The 22,092-nt window shown below is 62.5% G+C and carries 19 protein-coding genes and 1 pseudogene; 3 read left to right on the top strand and 17 right to left on the bottom strand.

The window, feature by feature from the left end:
• Positions 1 to 6: 6 nt before the first annotated feature.
• The 3 genes from lysA to argH are packed head-to-tail and all read right to left on the bottom strand — an operon-like array spanning position 7 to position 3,067.
• Positions 7 to 1,326, bottom strand: coding sequence for a diaminopimelate decarboxylase (lysA, locus tag AC1DON_RS09630; RefSeq protein WP_476934572.1), 1,320 nt, complete (start codon positions 1,324 to 1,326; stop codon positions 7 to 9).
• A gap of 11 nt (positions 1,327 to 1,337) precedes the next feature.
• Entirely contained in the window at positions 1,338 to 1,703 is a 366-nt protein-coding gene (locus AC1DON_RS09625) for a hypothetical protein (protein WP_476934571.1), read from the bottom strand.
• Complete coding sequence (argH, locus tag AC1DON_RS09620; RefSeq protein WP_476934651.1) at positions 1,700 to 3,067, bottom strand: argininosuccinate lyase; 1,368 nt, start codon at positions 3,065 to 3,067, stop codon at positions 1,700 to 1,702. Before argH ends, AC1DON_RS09625 begins: the two co-directional genes overlap by 4 nt.
• A gap of 64 nt (positions 3,068 to 3,131) precedes the next feature.
• Here argH and AC1DON_RS09615 point away from each other — a divergent pair, with 64 nt between their 5' ends.
• Complete coding sequence (locus AC1DON_RS09615; protein WP_476934570.1) at positions 3,132 to 3,881, top strand: TlpA family protein disulfide reductase; 750 nt, start codon at positions 3,132 to 3,134, stop codon at positions 3,879 to 3,881.
• On the opposite strand, the gene AC1DON_RS09610 is transcribed toward AC1DON_RS09615, so the two are convergent.
• The 6 genes from AC1DON_RS09610 to AC1DON_RS09585 form a co-directional block, all read right to left on the bottom strand.
• Positions 3,882 to 4,418, bottom strand: coding sequence for a hypothetical protein (locus AC1DON_RS09610; RefSeq protein WP_476934569.1), 537 nt, complete (start codon positions 4,416 to 4,418; stop codon positions 3,882 to 3,884).
• Between the two features lie 41 nt (positions 4,419 to 4,459).
• Positions 4,460 to 5,641 (bottom strand): DUF418 domain-containing protein, encoded by a 1,182-nt coding sequence (locus AC1DON_RS09605; protein WP_476934568.1) that lies wholly within the window; start codon positions 5,639 to 5,641, stop codon positions 4,460 to 4,462.
• Positions 5,642 to 5,659: 18 nt separating this feature from the next.
• Positions 5,660 to 6,103, bottom strand: coding sequence for a hypothetical protein (locus tag AC1DON_RS09600; protein ID WP_476934567.1), 444 nt, complete (start codon positions 6,101 to 6,103; stop codon positions 5,660 to 5,662).
• Entirely contained in the window at positions 6,103 to 6,978 is an 876-nt protein-coding gene (locus AC1DON_RS09595; RefSeq protein WP_476934566.1) for a 3-hydroxybutyryl-CoA dehydrogenase, read from the bottom strand. Before AC1DON_RS09595 ends, AC1DON_RS09600 begins: the two co-directional genes overlap by 1 nt.
• A 137-nt stretch (positions 6,979 to 7,115) precedes the next feature.
• Complete coding sequence (locus AC1DON_RS09590) at positions 7,116 to 8,048, bottom strand: electron transfer flavoprotein subunit alpha/FixB family protein (protein WP_476934565.1); 933 nt, start codon at positions 8,046 to 8,048, stop codon at positions 7,116 to 7,118.
• A 1-nt stretch (position 8,049) separates the two neighbouring features.
• Positions 8,050 to 8,796 (bottom strand): electron transfer flavoprotein subunit beta/FixA family protein, encoded by a 747-nt coding sequence (locus AC1DON_RS09585; RefSeq protein WP_476934564.1) that lies wholly within the window; start codon positions 8,794 to 8,796, stop codon positions 8,050 to 8,052.
• A 262-nt stretch (positions 8,797 to 9,058) separates the two neighbouring features.
• Here AC1DON_RS09585 and AC1DON_RS09580 point away from each other — a divergent pair, with 262 nt between their 5' ends.
• Positions 9,059 to 9,307, top strand: a complete 249-nt coding sequence (locus AC1DON_RS09580; RefSeq protein WP_476934563.1) for a hypothetical protein — start codon at positions 9,059 to 9,061, stop codon at positions 9,305 to 9,307.
• Between the two features lie 86 nt (positions 9,308 to 9,393).
• Here the strand turns inward: AC1DON_RS09580 and AC1DON_RS09575 are convergent, their stop codons facing one another.
• Both AC1DON_RS09575 and AC1DON_RS09570 read right to left on the bottom strand, forming a co-directional pair.
• A complete protein-coding gene (locus AC1DON_RS09575; RefSeq protein WP_476934562.1) occupies positions 9,394 to 9,948 on the bottom strand; it encodes a cob(I)yrinic acid a,c-diamide adenosyltransferase in 555 nt (184 codons plus the stop codon).
• Between the two features lie 10 nt (positions 9,949 to 9,958).
• Positions 9,959 to 10,162 (bottom strand): twin transmembrane helix small protein, encoded by a 204-nt coding sequence (locus tag AC1DON_RS09570; protein ID WP_476934561.1) that lies wholly within the window; start codon positions 10,160 to 10,162, stop codon positions 9,959 to 9,961.
• Positions 10,163 to 10,428: 266 nt separating this feature from the next.
• On the opposite strand from AC1DON_RS09570, the gene AC1DON_RS09565 reads away from it, so the two are divergent.
• Complete coding sequence (locus tag AC1DON_RS09565) at positions 10,429 to 11,049, top strand: TetR/AcrR family transcriptional regulator (RefSeq protein ID WP_476934560.1); 621 nt, start codon at positions 10,429 to 10,431, stop codon at positions 11,047 to 11,049.
• A 69-nt stretch (positions 11,050 to 11,118) separates the two neighbouring features.
• Here AC1DON_RS09565 and AC1DON_RS09560 read toward each other — a convergent pair whose 3' ends face one another.
• From AC1DON_RS09560 to AC1DON_RS09535, 6 genes and pseudogenes are all read right to left on the bottom strand, one after another.
• Positions 11,119 to 12,213, bottom strand: coding sequence for a Rieske 2Fe-2S domain-containing protein (locus tag AC1DON_RS09560; protein WP_476934559.1), 1,095 nt, complete (start codon positions 12,211 to 12,213; stop codon positions 11,119 to 11,121).
• Between the two features lie 131 nt (positions 12,214 to 12,344).
• The gene (gene hisC / locus AC1DON_RS09555; protein ID WP_476934558.1) at positions 12,345 to 13,448 is read right to left on the bottom strand and encodes a histidinol-phosphate transaminase; all 1,104 of its coding nucleotides are present in this window, start codon (positions 13,446 to 13,448) and stop codon (positions 12,345 to 12,347) included.
• Positions 13,449 to 13,536: 88 nt separating this feature from the next.
• Entirely contained in the window at positions 13,537 to 14,337 is an 801-nt protein-coding gene (locus AC1DON_RS09550) for a chorismate mutase (RefSeq protein WP_476934557.1), read from the bottom strand.
• Between the two features lie 160 nt (positions 14,338 to 14,497).
• Entirely contained in the window at positions 14,498 to 15,559 is a 1,062-nt protein-coding gene (locus tag AC1DON_RS09545; protein ID WP_476934556.1) for a DUF2125 domain-containing protein, read from the bottom strand.
• A gap of 112 nt (positions 15,560 to 15,671) precedes the next feature.
• A complete protein-coding gene (locus AC1DON_RS09540; protein WP_476934555.1) occupies positions 15,672 to 18,614 on the bottom strand; it encodes an ATP-dependent DNA helicase in 2,943 nt (980 codons plus the stop codon).
• Positions 18,615 to 18,957: 343 nt separating this feature from the next.
• A pseudogene (locus AC1DON_RS09535) lies at positions 18,958 to 21,948 on the bottom strand (SEL1-like repeat protein); the annotation flags it as partial.
• Between the last annotated feature and the right edge of the window lie 144 nt (positions 21,949 to 22,092).

Raw genomic sequence — 22,092 nt, 5'->3', positions numbered from 1 at the left:
TCACATTCACGCGGATACGGCACGCGGCGCCGGTGTAAACCAGGCTGGAATGGCTTCGTCCGCCATCATCTGCTCGTAACTGGGCCGAGCACGCACGACGGACCAATCCGCGTCACGCACCAACACCTCAGGGGCGAGCGGGCGGGTATTGTATTCGCTTCCCATGACGGCTCCGTAGGCGCCGGCGGTCATGAAGGCGACGAGATCATTGGCCTGGAGGCGCGGCAGGGCGCGATCGCGGCTGAAGGTATCGCCCGTTTCGCACACAGGACCGACGACGTCATAGACTTCGGTGGCGTCGGTTTGCGGCGCAGCGACCGGGCGGATGTCATGATAGGCATCGTACAGCGCCGGGCGCAGCAGGTCATTCATGGCCGCGTCCAGAACCACGAACTTCTGGCCGGAATCGGCGCGTTCATGGATGTGGATGACGCGCGAGATCAGCACACCGGCATTGGCGGCGATCAGACGGCCAGGTTCGAACGCATAGCGGACATCGAGATTGCCGACCGTCAGGGCGACCATGTCGGCAAAGTCCTGCGGGCTCGGCGGTTCTTTCTGGTTGAAATAGGGCACACCCAGGCCGCCGCCGAGGTCGAGGCGCTCGACACTCAGGCCACTCGCCCGAAGATCCTCGACCCAGCCCTTCATGCGCGAAAAGGCTGCCTGCATCGGCGTCAGGTCGGTAATCTGCGAGCCGATATGGCAGGCTATGCCCATGGGCGCGATATGGGTCTGCGCGGCGGCCTCGGCATAGATGCGCAGGGCTTCTTCGGCCGAGACGCCGAACTTGTCCTTGGCGCCGCCCGTGGTGATCTTGGCATGGCCACCGGCGCCGACGCCGGGATTGATACGGATGACGATCGGCGCGACCATGTCGAGCGAAGCCGCCACCTTGGCCAGGCGTTCCAGCTCGGGCGCCGATTCGACGTTCAGCTGATAGATGCCAGCCTTGAGGGCAAACGCCATCTCAGCGTCGGTCTTGCCGACGCCGGAAAAGACGATCTTGTGCGCCGGGATGCCGGCCTTGAGCGCCTTGCGGATTTCGCCTTCGGAGACCGTATCGGCGCCGCATCCCTTGGCCGCCAGCGTCGTCAGCACGGCCAGGTTCGAATTGGCCTTCATGGCATAGGCGACGAGCGGGCTTTCACCCTTTGGGCTCTTCAACGCCGGCTGGGCGTCGAGCGCACCGGCAAAGATCGCGTAGTGCCGCTCAAGCGTTGCCGAGCTGTAGACATAGGCCGGCGTGCCCACTTCGCGCGCGATGTCGGCCAGCGACACCCCTTCGCAATGCAAGTTTCCGTCGCGGTAGTCGAAGTGGTTCATTAAGGGCGGGCTTACTTGTTCGGATTGTTATTGTCGACGCGGGCAGCGTTGCCGAAGCCTTCCAGGGGCGCATCCTGGACGCGCTGGTTCTGGGTGTAATATTCGGACGCCTTCGGGCGGGCATTCTTTTCCGGCGTGGCGCGTTCGGTTTCGCGCTTGGCGTTCGTGTCATATAGCGTCGCCGTATCCCCGCCCGTCGCATTTTTCGACACCGCCGGACCCGACGATGAAGAGGCGGAAGACGCGCCACGGCCGAACAGAGGCTGGGCCTGCTCGAGCGTGCCAAGCTTGCCGCAGGCGCTCAAGGACGATGCCGCTATCAAAACAGCCCCCAGTGCCAGGGTCGTGACAAGACGGGTTTTTGCGGGCGTCATCATGAGCGAATTTCCTTCCAGCGCTGGATTTGCAGCCTGACCTGATCCGGCGCCGTGCCGCCATACGACTGGCGGGAAGCGGCCGAGGCTTCGGGTGTTAACACCTTATACACATCATCCGTGATCCTGGCTTCCAGATTTTGCAGGTCTATAAGGGGGAGTTGCGCCAAATCCACACCTCGTCCATCGGCCAGCTTAACCGCTGCGCCGGTAATATGGTGCGCATCACGGAACGGAATGTTCAGCGTACGGACCAACCAGTCGGCCAGGTCCGTTGCTGTCGAGAAGCCCGCGCCGGCGGCCGCCCGCATTTTGTCGGTATTGGCGTCAAGATCCAACACCATTCCGGTCATGGCCCGCAGCGCCAGGTCAAGCGCGTCAAAGGCTTCGAAAACCGGCGGCTTGTCCTCCTGCATGTCCTTGGAATAGGCCAGCGGCAACCCCTTCATAACCGTCGTCAGGGCGATCAGCGCACCGTTGATACGGCCGGTCTTGGCGCGCACCAGCTCGGCGGCGTCGGGGTTGCGCTTTTGCGGCATAATCGACGAACCTGTCGAGAAACTGTCCGACAGCTTCACAAAGCCGAACTGCGGTGTCGTCCAGATGACGATTTCTTCGGCCAGGCGCGACAGGTGGCCGGCGCAGATGGACGCGTGGCCTAAGGATTCGAGCGCGAAGTCGCGCGCCGACACACCGTCCAGCGAATTGCCCGTCGGCCGGTCGAAGCCAAGCGCCTTCGAGGTATGGAAGCGGTCGATCGGGAACGGCGAACCGGCCAGGGCCGCCGAACCCAGCGGGTTTTCGTTCATGCGGTTGCGCGCGTCGATGAAGCGCGAACGGTCGCGGCCGAACATTTCGACATAGGCCATCAGGTGGTGGCCGAAGGTCACCGGCTGAGCGGGTTGCAAGTGGGTAAAGCCCGGCATCAGGGCGTCGGCATATTGTTCGGCACGCTGCAAAAGGGCAGACTGAAGGTCGCTGAGCTGCCCGACGGTGCGATCGACGGTTTCGCGCACCCACAGACGGAAATCGGTCGCCACCTGGTCGTTTCGCGACCGCGCGGTGTGCAGTCGGCCCGCCGCCGGCCCAACCAGTTCGCGCAGGCGCGCCTCGACATTCATGTGAATATCTTCGTATTCGTGGCGGAAAGGAAACACGCCGGAGGTAATTTCCGCTTCGATCGTATCCAGTCCGGTTGCGATTGTTTTGGCATCCTCAAAACTTATGATACCTTGCGCGGCAAGCATGGCGCAGTGCGCGCGGGAACCGGCTAGGTCCTGCTGCCACAGGCGCTTATCGACATCGATGGAAACATTGATGGCTTGCATGATTTCATCGGGCCGGGCGCTGAACCGTCCGCCCCACATGTCCTGGCCCTGCGAGTTGACGCGCGCGGGAGTCTGGGGGGCCTTCGCGTCGGAATGATCGGTCATGGATAACCCTTTGGATAATGACGGTTTGGCGGCTCAACCCGCGCCGAAGCCCGCTCCGGTGAGCACGGCCGACACGCCTATAGCCGAGCCTATCGCCGAACCCAAGGGGCATGGCGGCGGAAAACCGCCGAAAAAGCGCGCCAACACCTGGCTCTATGTCGCCATCGTCGCCGTGGTACTGGCCGCAGCCGGTGGCGGCGCCTTCTATTTCGCCACCAACATGAAGCTGCCCGACCAGGTCAAGGGCGGTCCTTCCGAAGAGGCTGCAGGCCCGCTGAAGGGCTATGCGACGGGCTCGATCGCCCACCTGGTGACCTATGCCGACCGCCGGACCGTGGCCGACGTGCCGTTCATCGACCGCGACCGCAAGCCGGTAAAACTTTCGGATTTCAAGGGCCAAGTCGTAGTGCTGAACGTCTGGGCGACATGGTGCGCACCGTGCCGTTTCGAAATGCCAACACTTGCCAACCTGCAACGCGACTATGCCGGCAAGAGCGTGAAGGTCGTGCCGCTCAGCGTCGACGAAGAGCCCAAGTTCAACGACGTCAAGTCCTTCATCGACGTGCAGGAACCGCTGGAAGTCTATGTCGACACCAAGTTCGCCGCGCCGTCCAAGCTGGAAGTCCAGGGCATGCCAGCAACGCTGATCATCGACAAGCAGGGCCGCGCCGTTGCGCGTCTTGATGGCGAAGCGACCTGGGACACGCCCGAGGTCAAGGCGCTGATCGACAAGCTGCTGGCGGAGTAATTATTCGCCACGTTTGATCCTGCTGGTCTTGCGGAGTTCACATCGTTGGCGAAGTCCCGTCACGTCAGTGGTAGCTCCTTGCTGAGACCAATAGGAATAAGACAGACAGGCCGCCAACCGCCAAGCCTCATCTTCATTCTGGACGCGGGGCGCCAGCCATTCGACTGCGGGCGGCAATTGACGAAACGGTCTTTCGCCTGAGAACCGGACGTAGGCATGGTTGCAATAGAAAGCCGCCGTATTTTTCTTGTCCCAACTGATAAACGGCAGCAGGTTTGCCGCACGTTCCAAAGCAGACTGCATTGTCCGGGACCTTGAACGGAACTGACTGTCCTCATACCTTGCCCGCGACCTCGCCGCTTCAAGGATCAAGTGCTCGCTCTTGAGGATGGCAAAGGTCTTTTCGATCTGCTCCGCTGAGCAGGAACCCACTTCAGCGTAACGCGGCGATATCCACAACAGGCTGACGAACCACATTGCGAAGCCGCAAATCGGCACAACCAGACACACCGCTACGATCTTGATCAGGCCCTTCATGACAACAGGAACGCACGGCCCTGGCCTTCCGTCAACGGCGGCTACTTCCGGATCGACACCAGCCGCTGCTGAGTCAGGCTGCGCCACAGCCATTCGAACGGCCCGTAACGGAAGGCCGACATCCACGCGGTCGAGACGATCAGTTGCGCGATCCAGATCGTCATGACGATCGGCATCAGAGCCGCCATGTTCATCTGACCGAACCACGGCAGCCCCCAGGCCTCCGACAAGACCTGCGGCGCGCGTCCGCCAAAGAACAGCGACGTCATGACCAGTGACTGAACCAGATAGTTGGTGAAGGCCATCTTGCCGGCGCATTGCAGCGGATAGAGCAGCAGGCGCAGCGGCCCGACCTTCAGCAGCAACATCAACAGGCTGGCATAGCTCAGCGATATGAAGACCGGCGTCAGGCTGGTGACGAAGTGGTAGACGGCGGCGGAACCGGCGGCGCTGTAGCCCGCCATGACAAAACGCAGTTGTACCCACGCCGTCGCAACCAGGCAGACCGCGCCGACCATGACCGCCACGCCATAGACCCAAAGAGGCGCTTCGCCCTTGAGAAAGCCCGACTTGAACAGGCCAAGCCCGATCATCATCAGGCCGAGCGTCACCGGCAGGTAGACGATGATCTCGGCGACGATCAGCCCGCTCCATTGCTGGAAGTTGCCTTCTACACCGCCCCAGAGCCCCGAGCGCACCAACGTCACCAGCGCATCTATGCCGGGTCGGGGCGTATCGATCTGCTGGGTGACCATCGCCGAAACGAATTCGAGCAGCGTCATGCCGGTCACACTGACGCCAAAGACGACCATGCCAGTAATCAGCAGCCGGCGCGCCGGCCAATCTCGCCATTGCATGAAGACGAGCCCGGTCAGGGCGTAGAGCAGCAGGATATCGCCGTGCCAGATCAGCGCTCCATGGATCAGGCCAAATATGGCCAGCCAGATCAGGCGGCGGCGCGGCGCCTTTGGATCGCTCTCGCCGACCAGAAAGAGACTGGCGCCGAACAGCAGTGAAAACAGGGTGACAAATTTTTCGCGCGCGAAGGTTTCGACAAAGAAATAGGCAAGGCCGTCATTGGATGTCAGCGGCACTGGCGACAGCGTCGGATTGCCGTAGACCGCCAGCGGCTGGGCGAAATCGAGCGCATTGACGGCGAGTATGCCGAGAATACTCAGGCCCCGGATCGTGTCCAGGCTCACCAGTCGTTGCGGCCTGTCCATGCCCCGCCCCCTAAAAACTTAAGTCAGGCTACGCTTCAAGGCCACCATCTGCAACAGGATCGCTGAAGGTACGGCCAGGACGATCTGCGCCAGGATCATCAGTCCGCCCCAGATAACGAAGGAGGAAAACAGTTCCTGCGTCGCACGACCGCCGTCCAGCACGGTGAACTTCATGAAGGCGACGACGCTGCCCAGCACGGTGACGAACAGCGCGCACGCCAGCACCAGCAACACGGCGTGAAGGCGCGACGGCGGCGGCTTGATCCACCAGATGGCGATGGCGCCGATCATCCACATCAGCGCCAGAATCATTTGACCTTGCGCCGCGGAGACGGCCTGACTGTCGCCGAACACCAGGCGCGCCACGAACCACATGATCCCGTGCGCGACAAGCGCCAGGAAGACCGCCGTGATATTCCACGTCGTGACCGGCTTACGGAATTCCAGTGCAGTTGCGGCCATCAGCGTGTCGGGATCGGCTTCTCACCGCGATAGTCGTAGAAGCCACGCCCGACCTTGCGGCCCAGCCAGCCGGCCTCGACATATTTCACCAGCAGCGGGCATGGACGGTACTTGCTGTCCGACAGGCCGTCATAGAGGACGTTCATGACCGCCAGCACGGTGTCCAGACCGATGAAGTCAGCCAGCTCCAGAGGCCCCATCGGGTGGTTGGTGCCCAGCTTCATGCCGGTGTCGATGGCCTCGACCGTGCCGACGCCTTCATACAACGTGTAGATCGCCTCATTGATCATCGGGATCAGGATGCGGTTGACGATGAAAGCCGGGAAGTCTTCGGAATTGGCCGTCGTCTTGCCCAGGCTGCGGGCAAAGGCGACCGCGGCGGCATAGGTTTCCGGCTCGGTGGCGATGCCGCGGATGATCTCGACCAGCTTCATGATCGGTACGGGATTCATGAAGTGCAGGCCGATGAAACGGCCCGGCCGGTCGGTCGCCGCCGCCAGGCGGGTAATCGAGATCGATGATGTGTTCGAAGCCAGCATGGCTTCGGGCTTCAGGTGCTCGCACACCGACTTGAAGATGGCGTTCTTGACCTGCTCGTTCTCGGTCGCGGCCTCGATGACCAGGTCGCAATCCGACAGTTCGTTGACGGACCCGGCGGGCGTGAGGCGGCTGAGCGCGGCCTTGGCGTCGTCGGCGGAGAGGGTCTCTTTTTCGACCAGGCGATTGACGCTTTTTTCGATGCGCTCAAAGGCCTTTTTGACCGCATCGGCCGATTGATCGAACAGGACGACCGCATAGCCCGACTGGGCACAGACCTGGGCGATCCCCGCGCCCATCTGACCGGCGCCGATAATGCCGACTGATTTGATGTCCATGGCGGAATCCTTACAAACAAAAGCGCTTATTACCGGATAGGACGCCTTTTTGCGCAATGCAATATGAAAAGCTGTAAGTGATCACACCTCCCCGGATTACCGGAGAGGTGTGATCGCAGAACCGTCTTTTGAAAGGCTTAGCCCAGGGCGCCCATCAGCGCCGGAATGGCCGTCTTGTAGTCCTCGACCAGACCGTAGTCGGCGATGCTGAAGATCGGCGCTTCCGGGTCCTTGTTGATAGCGACGATGATCTTGCTATCCTTCATGCCCGCCAGATGCTGGATGGCGCCCGAAATACCGACTGCGATATAGAGACCTGGCGCCACGACCTTGCCGGTCTGGCCGACCTGATAATCGTTAGGCGCATAGCCGGCATCGACAGCTGCGCGCGAGGCACCGACGGCGGCGCCGAGCTTGTCGGCCAGTGGATCGATGACCGCCTTGAACTCTTCGGCGGAACCCAGCGCCCGGCCACCGGAGACAACGACCTTGGCCGCACCCAGTTCCGGACGGTCGGAGACGACCTTTTCTTCACCGACAAAGCGCGTCGTCGTTGCGGCAGCCGGGGCCGCAACCGTCTCGACCGCAGCCGATCCGCCCTCGCCTGCCGCCTTGAAAGCGGTCGTGCGCACGGTCAGGACCTTCTTGGCTTCGCTGGTCTGGACGGTTTCCAGGGCGTTGCCGGCATAGATCGGACGGACAAAGGTGCTGGCATCAACGACTTCGATGACGTCCGACAGCAGCGAGACGTCAAGCAGGGCCGCGACGCGCGGCGCGAAGTTCTTGCCCGAGGCCGAGGCCGGAATGGCCACGGCGTCATAATTACCGGCAAGGCCAGCAATCAAAGCCGCCACGTCCTCGGCGATCTCGGCCTTCAGACCGGCCGACTGCGACAGAAGGACCTTGCGCACGCCGTCGATCTTTGCAGCCGCATCGGCGACGCCTTGCGCGCCGTCGCCGTAGACCAGCACATCGACATCGCCGGACAGGGCCTTGGCCGCCGTTACCGTCTTGTTGGTCGTGTCGCGCAGGTGCGCGCCGTCGTGATCCGCAATAACCAGAACCGCCATATCAGAGCACTCCCGCCGACTTGAGGCTGGCGACCAGTTCGGCCGCGTCCTTGACTTTTACGCCCGCGCCGCGCTTCGGCGGCTCGGTGACCTTGACCACTTTCAGTCGCGGCGTGACATCGACGCCGTAGTCGGCGACCGTCTTCATATCCAGCGGCTTCTTCTTGGCCTTCATGATGTTGGGCAGAGAGGCATAGCGCGGCTCGTTGAGGCGCAGGTCGGTCGTAATGACCGCCGGCAGCTTGACGCCCAGCGTCTGCAAGCCGCCATCGACTTCGCGCGTTACTAGGGCTTCGCCGCCTTCGACGACGACCTTCGAGGCGAAGGTCGCCTGCGGCCAGCCGAGCAGCGTGGACAGCATCTGGCCCGTGGCATTGTTGTCGCCGTCGATCGCCTGCTTGCCCATGATGACCATGTCGGGATTTTCCTGCTCGACCACGGCCTTCAGCAGCTTGGCAACCGCCAGAGGTTCGACGTCAACGTCGGTCTGGATCAGGATGCCGCGATCGGCACCAATCGTCAGCGCCGTGATGATCGTGTCCTTCGCCTGCGCAGGCCCGATGGAGACGGCCACGATCTCGGTGGCGACGCCTTTTTCCTTCAGGCGGGTCGCTTCCTCGACGGCGATTTCATCGAACGGGTTCATCGACATCTTGACGTTGGACAGGTCGACGCCCGACTGGTCAGCCTTGACGCGGACCTTGACGTTGTAGTCCAGAACCCGTTTGACGGGCACGAGTATCTTCATGACGTTACCTCTGTTTCCAGACCCTTCGGTCTTTCATTCAGCCTTAACAAAAGTTGACGTTCGCGTCAATATACGCGGTTGGGCCGATAAGTGACGCTCGAAGCGTCCAATGTCAATCATTCGCTTACGGATAAAGCGAGACGTCTTTGCTTTCCGCGCATATTGACCTAAAACCGTCGCACACTTTTTGGGATGCGCACATTGCTCTCACTCCAGGTTTAGAGCATAACCAGCCGCAGTATCCCGCCAGTTCGTAAGGCCCATGAAAAGCTATATCCCGTATCTGAAATACATCTTCCTGGGCATCTTCCTCGTCGCCTCGACCGGCGTCGCGGCCTATGACATGCTGTATACGAAGCCAAAGAAGAAGTGCGACGAAACCGCCAAGTGGTGGTCGAACAAGGACTGGAAGTGCTACACGCCGGTCAATATCACCAACTTCACCCAGCGCCCGATCGACACCACGACGGACAAGGCTGCGCCCGCCGCCGCAACGGCTGCGAAGAAGTAGTCTAAGGCCAGAGCGATATGGCCAAAAGTGTCAAGAAGCGCTTCTGGGGTTTTGGCCTTAATATCGCGATCAGCAAAAAGTCTAAATCAATCCGATTTAGACGGGACCCACAGGACATCGCCACGGCCAAGGTCATTGGCGTGCCGCGCCAGGACAAACAAAAGGTCCGACAGGCGGTTCAGGTACTTCACCACCTCAGGATTGACCGGCTCATCCATGGCGACCGTATCGCGCTCGGCGCGGCGAACGATGGTGCGCGCCACATGCAGGTGCGCGCTCAGGTGCGTTCCGGCCGGCAGAATGAACGAAGTCAGCGGCGACAGATCGGCATTGTGGGCATCGAGCGCAGTTTCGAGCGCATCGACCTGAAACGCCTTGATGCGCAGAGGCGTCCAGGAAACCTCATCCGAAGGCGTAGCCAGGTCGGCGCCGAGATCAAAAAGATCATTCTGCACCTGTGCCAGCAACGCGTCTATCGCACCTGCGGCATAAAGCCGCGCCACACCAACAGATGCATTGGCTTCATCGACGCTGCCAATGGCGATCAGCCGTGCATCGGCTTTCGACCGGCGCGAACCATCCGCCAGGCCGGTTGTACCGTCGTCGCCGGTACGGGTGTAAATCTTGTTGAGCTTGACCAAGGGGTTACGGTTATTTGCCGTGCTGCCATGCCCACGCCAGGGCGACCAGCAGGACGATGGCTATGCCCTGGGCCATGACGCGCCAACGCATCAGCTTGTTGCCCCACTTGGCGTTAAAATCGCCGCCGCGCACCATGCCGAAGATTCCTGTGAACAGGATTCCGGCCACGGCCAGCATGGCAATCAACGCCAGGATGAAAAGAAAAGTACTCATGACGCCTCTATTCCCCTTTCGCGGGTAAATGTCGAGACCTATATGGTAGCGGCAAGTCGCATAATCTCAAAATGGCACGAAGTCATTGAATTAAGGCGAGATTACGTCGAGGAAAATTCGACGGATGCGGATTGCACAAGCGTTTAGGCCATACTAAGAGTGTTTAACCCGAGGGGGAAGTTGACCTTAGGGAAAGTTGTGTGTGTAGTAAGATGTACGATCAGAGTGACAGCAGTAGAATGAAAAATACCGCCGAAGCGCTTCCTATGGGCACCCGAGCCCAGTCCAAGGAGCGTAACCGTCTCAAGATTCTTGAATCGGCCATGGCGCTGTTTCGTGAGCGCGGCTTCGAAGCTGCGACCTTGCGCGACATTGCCCGCGGCGCAGGCCTCTCGACGGGGGCTCTGTTCGCGAATTTTGCGGACAAGAACGAAATCTTCCTGACCGTGGTCGAGGAAGAAAACAGCCGCGTTATTCGTGTGATGCAGGACGCACGCGATACGTCGCTGGACCTCGTGCAACGGCTGCACCAGCAGCTGATGCGCGGTTATGAGGCCGCTCAGGTGAATGCGCGCCTTATTCTGTCGGCCTTCGTCATGCGGTGGAGCGCCGAACAATCCAGCCTTACCGAAGTGGCTCGCCTGTCCGACATGGTGCGCGAGACCCTCTTCGATACCCTGAAGGCGGCCCAGCTTGCCAAGGAAATTCCCGCCGACGCGCGCATTGACTGCGCCGCCGAAATCCTTGAGGACCTGTGTTTCGCCAACCTCCGCCGGGCCTTCCAGAAGTCCGATAACGGCGCGGGCTTCGATGTCGCCCAGCTGTCCGACAGCCTGTCGGTGCAGATCGGCTTGGTCGTCGCCGGCTTGAAGAGCGCCAAGGCGTAACGCCAAGGCTTCAAAACAAAAAAGCCCGGCATCTCCCATGCCGGGCTTTTTTGTTTTGTAAGGAGAGGATCAACTCGTCCACTTCAGCGTGACAGGTTTGACCGGATTAACGAAGGGCCGCTCCTCAGAACGATGGGCCAGCCACTCCTTCTTGAGCTGCTGATACCACTTGGCCTGGGTGTCGGCGTCGTCGATCCACAACAGTGACGGATCGTATTTCAGGCCTTCGTTCTGCAGATTGACCATGTCGCCGTCCTGCTTGAGGAAGGCCTTGGCGCCATAGCGGAAGATCGGCGATATCAGCCGGAACAGGCTGTGATCCGACCAGAAGATTTGCGTGATGCGCGTCGTCTTGTCGTCGACCGGCGTCAGGCAGGTCAGGCCCAGCACCTGCTTGTCTCCCACCTGGATATGCTCATAGCGGATGCCCGGCAGACGGAAGGTAATCTCGGTCGCCGGCGCACCGCCGAGGATCTTGTAGGCACGGCTGTTCGACGACGGCGCATGACGCACCATGGCGAAGCCGAATTCGCGCGGCTCGAACTGCTTGATCTTCGACAACTGCTTCTTGGCCGAACGCCACCACCACTGCTGATGGACATAGGGTCCATGCGCCGGGTCCATGAGGCCGACGACGGCGTGATCGATATGGCTGTCGAAATCCATGGTCTCGACAATCAGGGGAGCGCCGCCGACCACGCCTGGCAGAGCGGGCGGCTCGTGATCGGGCGCGGCCGGGCGGCGGGCGTCGGCTGTGACGTAGATCCAGACAATGCCTTGCTGTTCGCAGATGGCATAGTCGCGGACCTTGATGCGCTCGACGTCCATCGCCTGATCCGACGTGAGGGACGGCACCGAGGTGCAGGTGCCCGACGTGTCGAAAGTCCAGCCGTGATAGGGGCACTGCACGACGCAGCCCTTTTCGGAGCGCACCATCTGGCCCGCGGACAAAGGGGCTGCGCGATGCGGGCAGATGTCGCGGATGGCGTAGGCCTTGCCGTCGAGATCGCGGCCGAGCAGGACCGGCTCGCCCAGGATGACGTAACGCTGCAGCTTGCCGGGTTTCAGGTCACCGGCCAGGGCCGCGAACCACCAGCAGTCCTTGAGCAGGCCCTGGCCGAAAACAATACGGGCGGCAGGCGTTGTGGCGCTTTGATCGGGCATCGTCATATCCGGCTTATACTTGCCAAGCATTTAGCATAACGCGAACAGAAACAAAGTGCGACACGTTTGCGCTAAACGGCAACGACTGAGTTTGTCCGCCCTGAGATGGCCCGGTACACCAGTTCGAATTTTTAAGCCTGCGCCGCAAAACGACCCAGCGCTTCAAGGAAGGCCGTGTTTTCCGCGTCCTTGCCGATGGTCACGCGCAGGGCCTGCGCCAGACCATAGTTCGCAACATGACGCACGATCAGCCCCTGTGTCATCAGGTATTCATTGGCGGCTTCAGCTTCGGCGCGATCACGGAAATTGATCAGCAGGAAATTGCCCGCCGACGGACGCACCACGTAACCCATTGCCCGGATCTGCTGGACCATGCGCGGTTGCCAGTTCAGCACCAGCTGACGCGAGGCTTCGATGTGCGCGGCATCCTGCAAGGCCGCGATCGCGGCAAACTGCGCCGGCAGGTTGATGTTGAACGGCAGGCGGATGCGCTCGATCGCCTCGATCACCGCCTTGGGGCAATAGCCGAAACCGATGCGCAGGCCGGCCAGACCATGGATCTTCGAGAAGGTGCGCGTGACGATGACGTTGTCGGATGCACGCGCCATTTCGAAACTGGTTTCCCAGGTCGGGGCATCGACAAACTCGGCATAGGCCTCATCGACGCACAAAAGAATGTGCGGAGGCAGCGCGTCGCGCAGTTCGGCGATCTCTTCCGGCGTGTTCCAGGTCCCCGTAGGATTGGCCGGGTTGGACAGATAGACGATCTTGGTGCGCGCATCGACCAGCTTGAGCAGTTCCGCGATCTCCATCCGCTGGTCCGGCTCAGGCGCCAGCTTGACCTCGGCCTGACAGGCCAGGGCCGAGATGCGATAAGCCAGGAAGCCGTGCTCACCGGTAACGATATTGTCGCCGGCTTCGAGATAGACCTGGTTCAGCAGCGAAAAGACTTCGTCCGAACCATTACCGAAGACGAGGCGATCCGCTTCAAGGCCGTGATATTCGGACACCGCCGCGCGCAAGGGGTTGGCATGGCCATCAGGATAACGGAACAGCTTGGCCGACGCCTCCTGATAGGCGGCGAGCGCCTTGGGCGAACAGCCGAGCGGGTTCTCGTTGGACGACAGCTTGATGGGCTCTGCGACACCATCGATCTTCGACTTGCCGCCGACATAGGGGGCGATGTCCAGAATGCCGGTTTTCGGGGTGGGTTTATCCATTACCATGTCAGTCATGTGGCGCCTTGCGTCTTTTGGTGTCTGGCTTTTAGCCACCCACGGCGACGAACGCACGGAAATTTTGCCGCTAAAGTTACAAAGGAAACTATATTCTGGGTGCTGCGCCAATAATGCCACTCAGCGAGCCCAGGGCGCCGCCGAGGCGCGGATCGTGTTCCTGGACGTAGCCGCTGAGCGCGAACAGTTTCAGGCCTTGGGCCGTGCACAGCCATTCGGCCGCAAAGCCGCGTTCCGACAGGGTTTCGACCAGGGCGTTCTCGCGCGCGGGCGAATCACTGACCCAGAAGGTCAGGTCGTCGCCCGTCGGCTCCGGCGTTATGGCGGCAACGGCCAAGGCGTGCGGGCGACTCGTCGACAGTTCCGGAAGCGCGGCAATAACACGCACCTTCGGCTCGGCCAGCAAGCGTGCCCACCACGGCCCGCCACGCGGATCGAGGCTGACGACGCCGAGGTTGCGGGCATCACGCGCGGCAGCGATGACGGCGACCGGATCGTTGACATAGCCATAACTCGGCGCAAAGCCGAAGCGTTCGCGCGCCCACACCAGAACTTCGCGGGACTGGTCGCTGGCGCTCAAGGTGAGGTGGAGACCACCGGCCGCCTGGCCCTGGATGCGCAGGTTTTCAGAAATCAGTTCACGCCAAACCCGCACTACGATGCCGTCGGAAGCGGCCTTGCGCGGCATCTTTAAAAGCTTACGGATCAGCATGGCTTCACGGTCGGGACGCAGCAGCACGGTCGATGGCCCGCCCTCTTCGCGCGCCTTGGCCTCGCCGATTGCCTTACCGAGCGCGGCGCGCTCATCGACCAACCGCAACAGCTCGCTATCGAGGGCGTCGATCTTCAGGCGCAGATCGGCAAGCGTCAGCGGATTTTCGATATCCACACGGGTCTCCGGGCATAGGCGCTGCGGAAGGACGAATAATCAGGCGGTGCCTGCCTCAGCGTAACAAGCCGACGACAGTATGCCCATGGCCGCGCGACCGCAAGTCCATATTCCATAAAGGTTTTATGGTTTCAGACTATACCAGATTCCGGGTCACAAGTTACGGCAGGTTCGGTGCATCCGAGACCTTGAGCGGGCCGACATAGGCGCCGCCATCGCGGAAATCGATCGCCAGCTTCTGATCACCGACGGTCGCCAGGGTCATGTTGAGTAACGGCGCCATGGCCGTCATGTTCTCACGCGACAGAAGCCCTGCCGCCGCCAGCACATCGAGCGGCCGGAAGGTGCCGGTCATTTCGGCGTTCAGGCGGCCGACCGGCTTGCCGGCGAGATCATAGGTCAGCTTGTCACTTGTCGCCATGACGCGCAGTTCGGCGTTTTTCAGTTCACTCTTGAAGGCCGTCACCGATCCCGCCTGTTTCCACGCCTTCAGGCCGGTGGCGAAATCGCGTCCCTGGAAGGCGGCAACTTTGTTGAGCGTCGCTTCGACGTGCATGTCGAGCGGCTTGCCAGGGCTGAAGTCGCCGACAAAACGGCTGGCCTGGCCGTGTGCCTGGGCGACGCGCACCAGCACGTCGGCGCTGTCCGATGCAGCGGTGTTCGGGCGGATATAGGCTTCGAATTTTTTTGCCGAATCGAAAGTGAAGGGCTTGGCCGCATCAGACGGTACCAGGCTGAGATCATTGGCTTCGATAGCGATATTCGGGACGGCTCGCGTGATGCCCGACAGGCTTGCCCGCAAGGAGGAACCGCTGACCGCCAGTGTGCCGAGGTCGCCGCCGCGGTGCAGGGTTGCCCCCCTAGGCGCCACTGCCACCCATTTGGTGATCATGTAGGCGTTGGCAGCAACATCCAGTTCGGGGAAATCGACGCCACGTCCCGACGGCGCGATGATGCTGAGGTCACGGAGATTGACGGTGACGCGGAAGGGATAGCCGCCAACCTGATAAGGCGCGACGCTGACGCGATACCCCTGCTTGACCAGACCGTCCTGCTGGGCCTTCAACGTCGTTTCAACGTTGTGCGCGACATAAAACCAGTAGCCGCTCCAACCGACAGCCAGCAGGACGACCGCCAGGGCGGGACCGAACAACCCTATGCGGCCGCGTTTGCGCGTCGGTTGCGGCGAGGCTGGCGTCAGATCGGCGTGCGTGTCGGGCATTTCCGGTTCTCTCGAATATTGGGCACCGAGCATCCCGAAACGTGTCAGCGGTTTTCGGGTAAGATGCGCGGCAGGTACATAGACAGATCATGTGACGGATAAAACCGCAATGCTACTGGATATCCGGCGGAAACAGGAAACGCTGAATCGAGTCGATCGCCTCGGCCAGCGTGCAGCGCTGCAGGGTTACGCCTTCCGGCAGGCTTGAGAACATCCGCGTCGGCGCGGCTGAGTCCAGCATAACGAAGACGCCGCGATCGTCCTTCTTGCGGATCAACCGGCCGAAGGCCTGGGCGAGGCGCGCACGCGTCAGGGCGTCGTCATAGAGCTTGTTACCGAAATGCTGGCGCCGGGCCTTATGCAGCGTATCCGGCCTGGGCCACGGCACACGATCAAACGCGATAAGCCGCAAGGCGCTGCCCGGCACATCAATGCCGTCACGCACCGCGTCGGTCCCCAGCAGGCACGAATGGTGCTCGGCGCGGAAGATGCTGATCAGGTCCGACACATCGAGCGGATCGACGTGCTGGGCGTAGAGCGACAGGCCGGCCTCGGCCAGCGGCAGGTTGATCTGCTCGTAGACGGCGCGCAGCCGGCGGATGGCGGTAAACAGGCCAAGCGCCCCGCCCTGGGCGGCCAGGAACAGCTTCTGCATAGCGGCGGCGGTCGCGCGCGGATCGTCGCGGCCGACATCGGTAACGACGAACAGCCGCGCCTGATTGGCATAGTCGAACGGTGAAGCGATGCGCGCCGTCTTGGCGCCCATGACCAGATGATTGGCGCCCGATCTTTGCCGCGCCAAAGAAAAAACATCCTCGGTCGTCTCGTCGCGCGTGCCGTCGCTAAGCGTCGCCGAGGCCACAAGTACGCCATGCGCCGGCTTGAGGACGAACTCGGCCAGGGGCAGGCTGGGATCGACATAATGGCGGTTAAGGGTGACATCGACGATCCGGCCGCGATGGACCTCGGTCGAGAACCAGTCGATCGTCATCGGCTTGTTCTTATCATCCGTAATGTCCCCGTCTTCCAGCGCCAGTTGCTGAAGCAGCGATCGCCACGCCGGCAGCAGCATGCGGGCGCGCCGTTCCAGCCCGCGCAATATGCCTTCGATACGTACGCGTTCCGGCGCTTCCAGTTCTCCGGAAGCGTCGTTGAGAATGTCTTCCAGCGCCCGGCACAGCGCCAGCAGCGGCGCTTCGATCCCGGCCAGGGCACGCGCGGCCAGCTTGGCGGCGACACCGACAGTCTCCAGGCACGGATGCGCTTCGCATTCGCCGCCAAGGTCATTGTCCGGCACGAAGCGCGTGCGCGTGCGCGCCTCGCCCTGGCGGATATCGATCTGCCCCAGCACCTCGACAAGCAGGGCCTCAATCGGGCCCACCGGCTCCAGGCCGTTGCCGTTCTGGGTGCGCACGGTGATGCGCTGCGAGAAGCCGTCGGCCGGCAGGACGGCGGCGGCGCGGATCAGTTCACGCATGGCGTCCTTGGCGGCATCGGTCTTGAGCAGGTCGCCAATGCGCGATTCCAGCCCCCGGCCCCGCCGCGACCGGCCTTCATTGCCGCGGATCCAGCGCCGCAGTTCGAAGGCTTCGAGCCCCGACAGCCGGGTCGCAAAGGCGCTGTCTGCGGCTTCGAAGACGTGGTGGCCTTCGTCGAAAATGATGCGCGACAGGGCGGGCTGCGGCTCGACATCGCCCTGGACGTCTTCGCCGTTCATTTCGGCCGCCATTTCAGCGCGCGCGCGGTCCCTGAGGTCATAGGCTGCCTGCGCCATGACGAGGGCGTGGTTTGCGACGACGATCGAGGCCGAGCGCGCCTTGCGCACCGACTTTTCAATGAAACAGACGCGGTAATGCTGGCACGCCGCATAGGTGCATTCGCCGCGCCGGTCGACCAGGGCCGATGGCGTAAGCGTCTGGAAAACGGCGGCCGGCGAGGTCACCGGCAGAAGCGACGGCAGCCAGGTTGGAAAGTCGCCGCCGATGATATCCCCGTCGCGCGTATAGAGCACCCAGCGCGCGATCAGCACGGCCATAATGACTTCGGGGCCGGTCTGCGCCGAGACCAGCCGTTCCTGGAAGTTCAGCAGGCACATGTAGTTTTCACGGCCCTTGCGGACCACCACCTGTTCCTGGCGCTCGGCCTCGCGATCGAACAGGGCGCGCGTATCGTGATAGATCTGCTTTTGCAGTGCACGGGTATAGGTCGAGACCCAAACCTGGCCCTGCGCCTTGCGCGCCCAGGCGTGGGCCGGCGCCAGATAGCCGAGCGTCTTGCCGACACCGGTGCCCGCCTCGGCCAGCAGCATGTTCGGCTGATCCTTCACCCATTTCGGCGCAAAGATTTCTCGCATCCGGACGGCGAACTCGCGCTGTTCCGGGCGGCGCTCGGCCAGTTTCGCCCGCGTCAGGCCGGCGTCAAGCTCCTCGACAACTTCGTCCTCGGACAGGGCGACAGCGCGCGGATTGCCCTCAGGCGCCTGATCCTCCCACTCTTCCAGAAGTGACCACATTTCGAGCGGCGGCGGTGCCACATAGTCGGCCGGCAGCTCGGTCCGGTCGAGCGCCGCCTGGACCAGCGCCCCCCACGCCCAACCGTGGCGCATCATCAGCTTGACGCCCGATTGCGCCGCCAGCCGGAAGCCGAGCGGCGACTGCGCCAAGGTTTCCAGAAGCGCTGAAATGACGTCAAACAGGACCAGAGCGCGGGCACGAGCGTCTTCGGGTTCGGCAAAGCCGCAGGCCAGGGCCAACCCCGCCGGCGACGGCGCGCAGAACTGGGCCGGACGGACAAAGGCGAACAGTTCCAGGACGTCGAAATGGCCAGCTTCGCGGTGGCCGCGATTGCTGAACAGCCGGTTGCGCACCAGAGGCGCATTCGCAACGATCAGCGGGGCACGCCCCCAGAGCTCACGCAGTTCCTGGGTTGGGATGGCACGCGTCACCACACCGTCCCCGACATGCGAATGGACGGCGGAAAAGCCCAGGGCCTGTTCGGGAATCAGGGCACGCCACCAGACGTCCGGCGGCTGCGACAGGGTTACATCTTCACTCACAGCGAATGTTTATCCTGCGCCGCGCGCCGGGCCAAGATCAGAGTGCGCAAGCCTGGCGCTTTCCGAAAAGTGTGAAGTGTTTGCGGATCAGATCGGAATGATTTTAGGTGGAAGCAATCATTCCGATCTGATCTTTTGTTTTGTCGCGATATTTAAGGCAAAAACCGCCTACACTTTTTGCCATATCGCTCTAGCCGCGCGTGGCTGCGGAAGCTTCGCCGACCGCCCCTTCGCCCAAGGGCTTGAAGGTGGCCGCAGCCGCTTCGGCCTTCTGGCGCTGGTCGGGCGTCAGATTTTCGCGAATGGCTGCGGCTTCACGCGCCGCATCCTTGTCGCCAGCATCGGCTGCGATCGTAAACCACTTGTACGCCTCGGCCGGATTGAGCGGCATGGCATCGCCCTGGGCGTAGAGCAGGCCCAGATTGTACTGGCTGTCGCTGACGCCGCGTTCGGCGGCGCGGCGGAACCACATGGCGGCGGTGATCTGGTTACGCGGACCACCCGTGCCGTTGTAATACATGGTGCCGAGGTTGAACATGGCGCGCGCTACGCCGCCGTCGGCCGCGCGTTGCGCCCACTTGCGGGCTTCCTGCGGGTTCGGCTCAGTGTAGGCGCCCTCGCCGGAATAGATGCCGCTCAGCATGAACTGAGCCGGGGCATAGCCCTGGTTGGCGACTTCCTGGAGCTTGTCGACGGCGCCAGGCGCGCGGGCATCGAGCAGGCGCGTCGCCGACTGGTACTTGGCGCGCAGCAGGCCTTCGTCGGCGCGCTGAGTAACGACCGCCGCGACCGGGGTCTTCACGCCCTGCGGCGCCGTAGCGGCAACCGGCTCCTGGCGGAGCACGGCATAGCCGCCGACGCCAGCACCAACAACCAGGACAGCGACGGCCGAAGCCTTGAAGGCATTGGCAACCGTATTGTCCTTGCCGCCGCGCGGCTGACCGATGCCGCGCCGAACGGCAGGCTTGAGTCCCAGGCCGCTCAGGGCGCCCGGACGGCGTTCCTGCTCATCGACCATCGTGGCGCGAACCGCAGCGCGCGCCGCCGCCAGGGCATCGCGCGTCGAGACCGACACGCCGCCATCAGCGTCTTCGCTCACGAAGTCGCGGCCACCGAACGCCTTGGGTGCAGCCTCGATGACTTCGTCTTCGAGTTCGAAGGTGGCGCGCGGCGATGCCGCAGCGGCCGCACGGGCGCCTTCGAAGCGCTGGTTCTCGAAACGCGGAGCCGTCTTTTTCGAGACATCGATATCGGCGAAAGGATCGCTCTCGTCTTCACTATTCGTCTTGCCGACCGGAACCAGATCGTACTCGAGGTCTTCCTCGGTGAACGGATCGAAGTCCTGCGCAGCCGCTTCCTTTGCAGGCGCTTCCGTCTTGGCGATCGACACCGGCGCGGGTGCCGGCTCCGGCGTCGTGACGCTTTCAAGCAATTGCCCGGTCAGGTCCAGCGCTTCGTCTTCATCGTCGGGCAGGTGCGCGCCCTTGAGTACATCGTCGCGCCAAACCTGCTGCACGGGGGCGGCCGGCTTCGGTACTGCCGCGACTTCAGCTTCGGGTTCATCAAAAGCGAACGGATTGGGCAGGTCACTGGCGACCGGACGCGGTGTGCGCGGCCCGGCGTTCAGGCCGCTTTCCGACAGCAGGCTCTGCGTCTGGACCTGAGCCAGCTTCTGGTCGATGCGGTTGCGCGCCTCTTCCAGCAGCTTGGCGGTGCGCTCTTCCGACTGACGGATGCGATCGCCCAGCTCACTGCGCGACTGGTCACGGTGCTGCTCGATGATCTGGCCGACGCCTTCGACGGCCAGGCCGACACGGCGCTCCGTTTCGGACATGCGTTGCGACAGGCGTTCGGAAATGCGCGCGATCTCGGAACCAAGACGCTCCAGCGCCTGGGCGTGGCTGGCCTCGGTGCGACCGAAGCGCTGATCGACCGTTTCCTGGACGCGTCCGACTTCCCGGCCGATACGCTCGAAGGCTTCGCGGTGGCCATCCTGAGCGGCCTCGACGCCGGCGACGCGACGATTGATGGTGTCGGCGACGCGCAGCACGTCCTGCCCCAGGCGCTCGATGGCCTGGGCGGAGCGACGCTCGGATTGATCAACGCGTTCCGACAGGGTGCGCAGCATTTGATCGGCTGAAGCATTGCTGCGGTCCTGCAGGGCATTCAGCAGTTCGGCGCGGCTGTCATCGACGCGGCGCGACAGGTCGGTGGCCAAGCGCTTCAGCGAAGCGACCTGTTCTGGATCGGTCACGTCGCCGCGCTCTTCGGCGCGGTTGAGACGGGCATCGAGCGTAGTGAAGGCCTGCTCCAGCGCGCGGATAGCCGTCGAGGTGCGGGCTTCCGCCTGCTCAAGGCGCTCGGCCATGCGCGATACGACCTTGTCGATCACGCCTTGCGCGGCGCGCTCCGGGTCACGCAGCTCAAGCTGAGCCAGACGGTGCGACAGGCCGACCATGTCCTCGCGGACGTCCTTGACGACGTCGCGGTGGCGCTGCTCGCCTTCGTAAAGCTGGTTGGCCAGCTTGCCGAGCGCGCCCTCGACCGTGCGGACTGTCTCCTGCACGGCCGGGTTTTTCAATTGGGTTTCAAGGCGCGAAACGTGTTCGCGCTCCTCGCGCAGGTGGCCGGACAGGCCTTCCAGACGCTCAGCCTGGGCGTCGATCAGGCGCTCCGCCTGTTCCAGACGTCCCGCCAGGGCCTCGCGGCTCTCTTCGTGGCGTTCCAGCGATGACTGCAGGTCGAGCGTATGCTCTTCCAGTCGATCACGCGTCTCGGCCTGGGCGGCAGCAAGGCCTGCCTCGCTGCGCTCAAGGCGGCCCAGCAACGATTCGACCGCCGAAGAGACACCACGTACGGCGTTGGCCGAGCGGGTTTCGGAGCCTTCAATGCGGTCACTCAGGGTTTCCAGCGCATTGGCGACCCGGCCCAGTTCACCGGACGCACCGCGATCGTCGTCCTCGCGCGGGCGGCTGTCAAAGATCGAATGACGGCGCAGATCGGCCGAGGAGATTTCACGACCAGCCAGGGGGCGCGAACCGGACGAAAACGGCGCGGCGCGGCGCGGCGCCTCGTCGATATCGTTCTGGGTTTCGCGAAATACGGGGGGGCGGCGACGGATCAGGCCCGCCTGAGACGATTGCGGATGGGATTGCTGAGGCGCCTGTTCGCGCTCGCGTTCGCGATTGATCGCAGCGCCGACGTCTTCACCTTCGAGAATCATCTGGTTCAGCCACTCGCCGAGCGTCATGCCCGAACGGCGCGCCAGATCCTTGGCGACTTCGCGCGCCTTGGCATCGATTCCCTTTACACTCCAAGGTGCATTCGCGCTCATGCGATTCCCCTACCGGTACGAGCCGAAAGCGTAGACCGCATTATGTTGAGTGTAAACCATTTGTTAACTACTAGATGTGGGGATCATGCATTCTTCTGTGGAAACTGTACCGATGCGTTTCGCGCAAAAGGAGAAGTGGTGTGG

The sequence above is a fragment of the Asticcacaulis sp. P4_H10 genome, from assembly GCF_056400965.1.
This window is presented reverse-complemented; position numbering and strand designations above follow the sequence as displayed.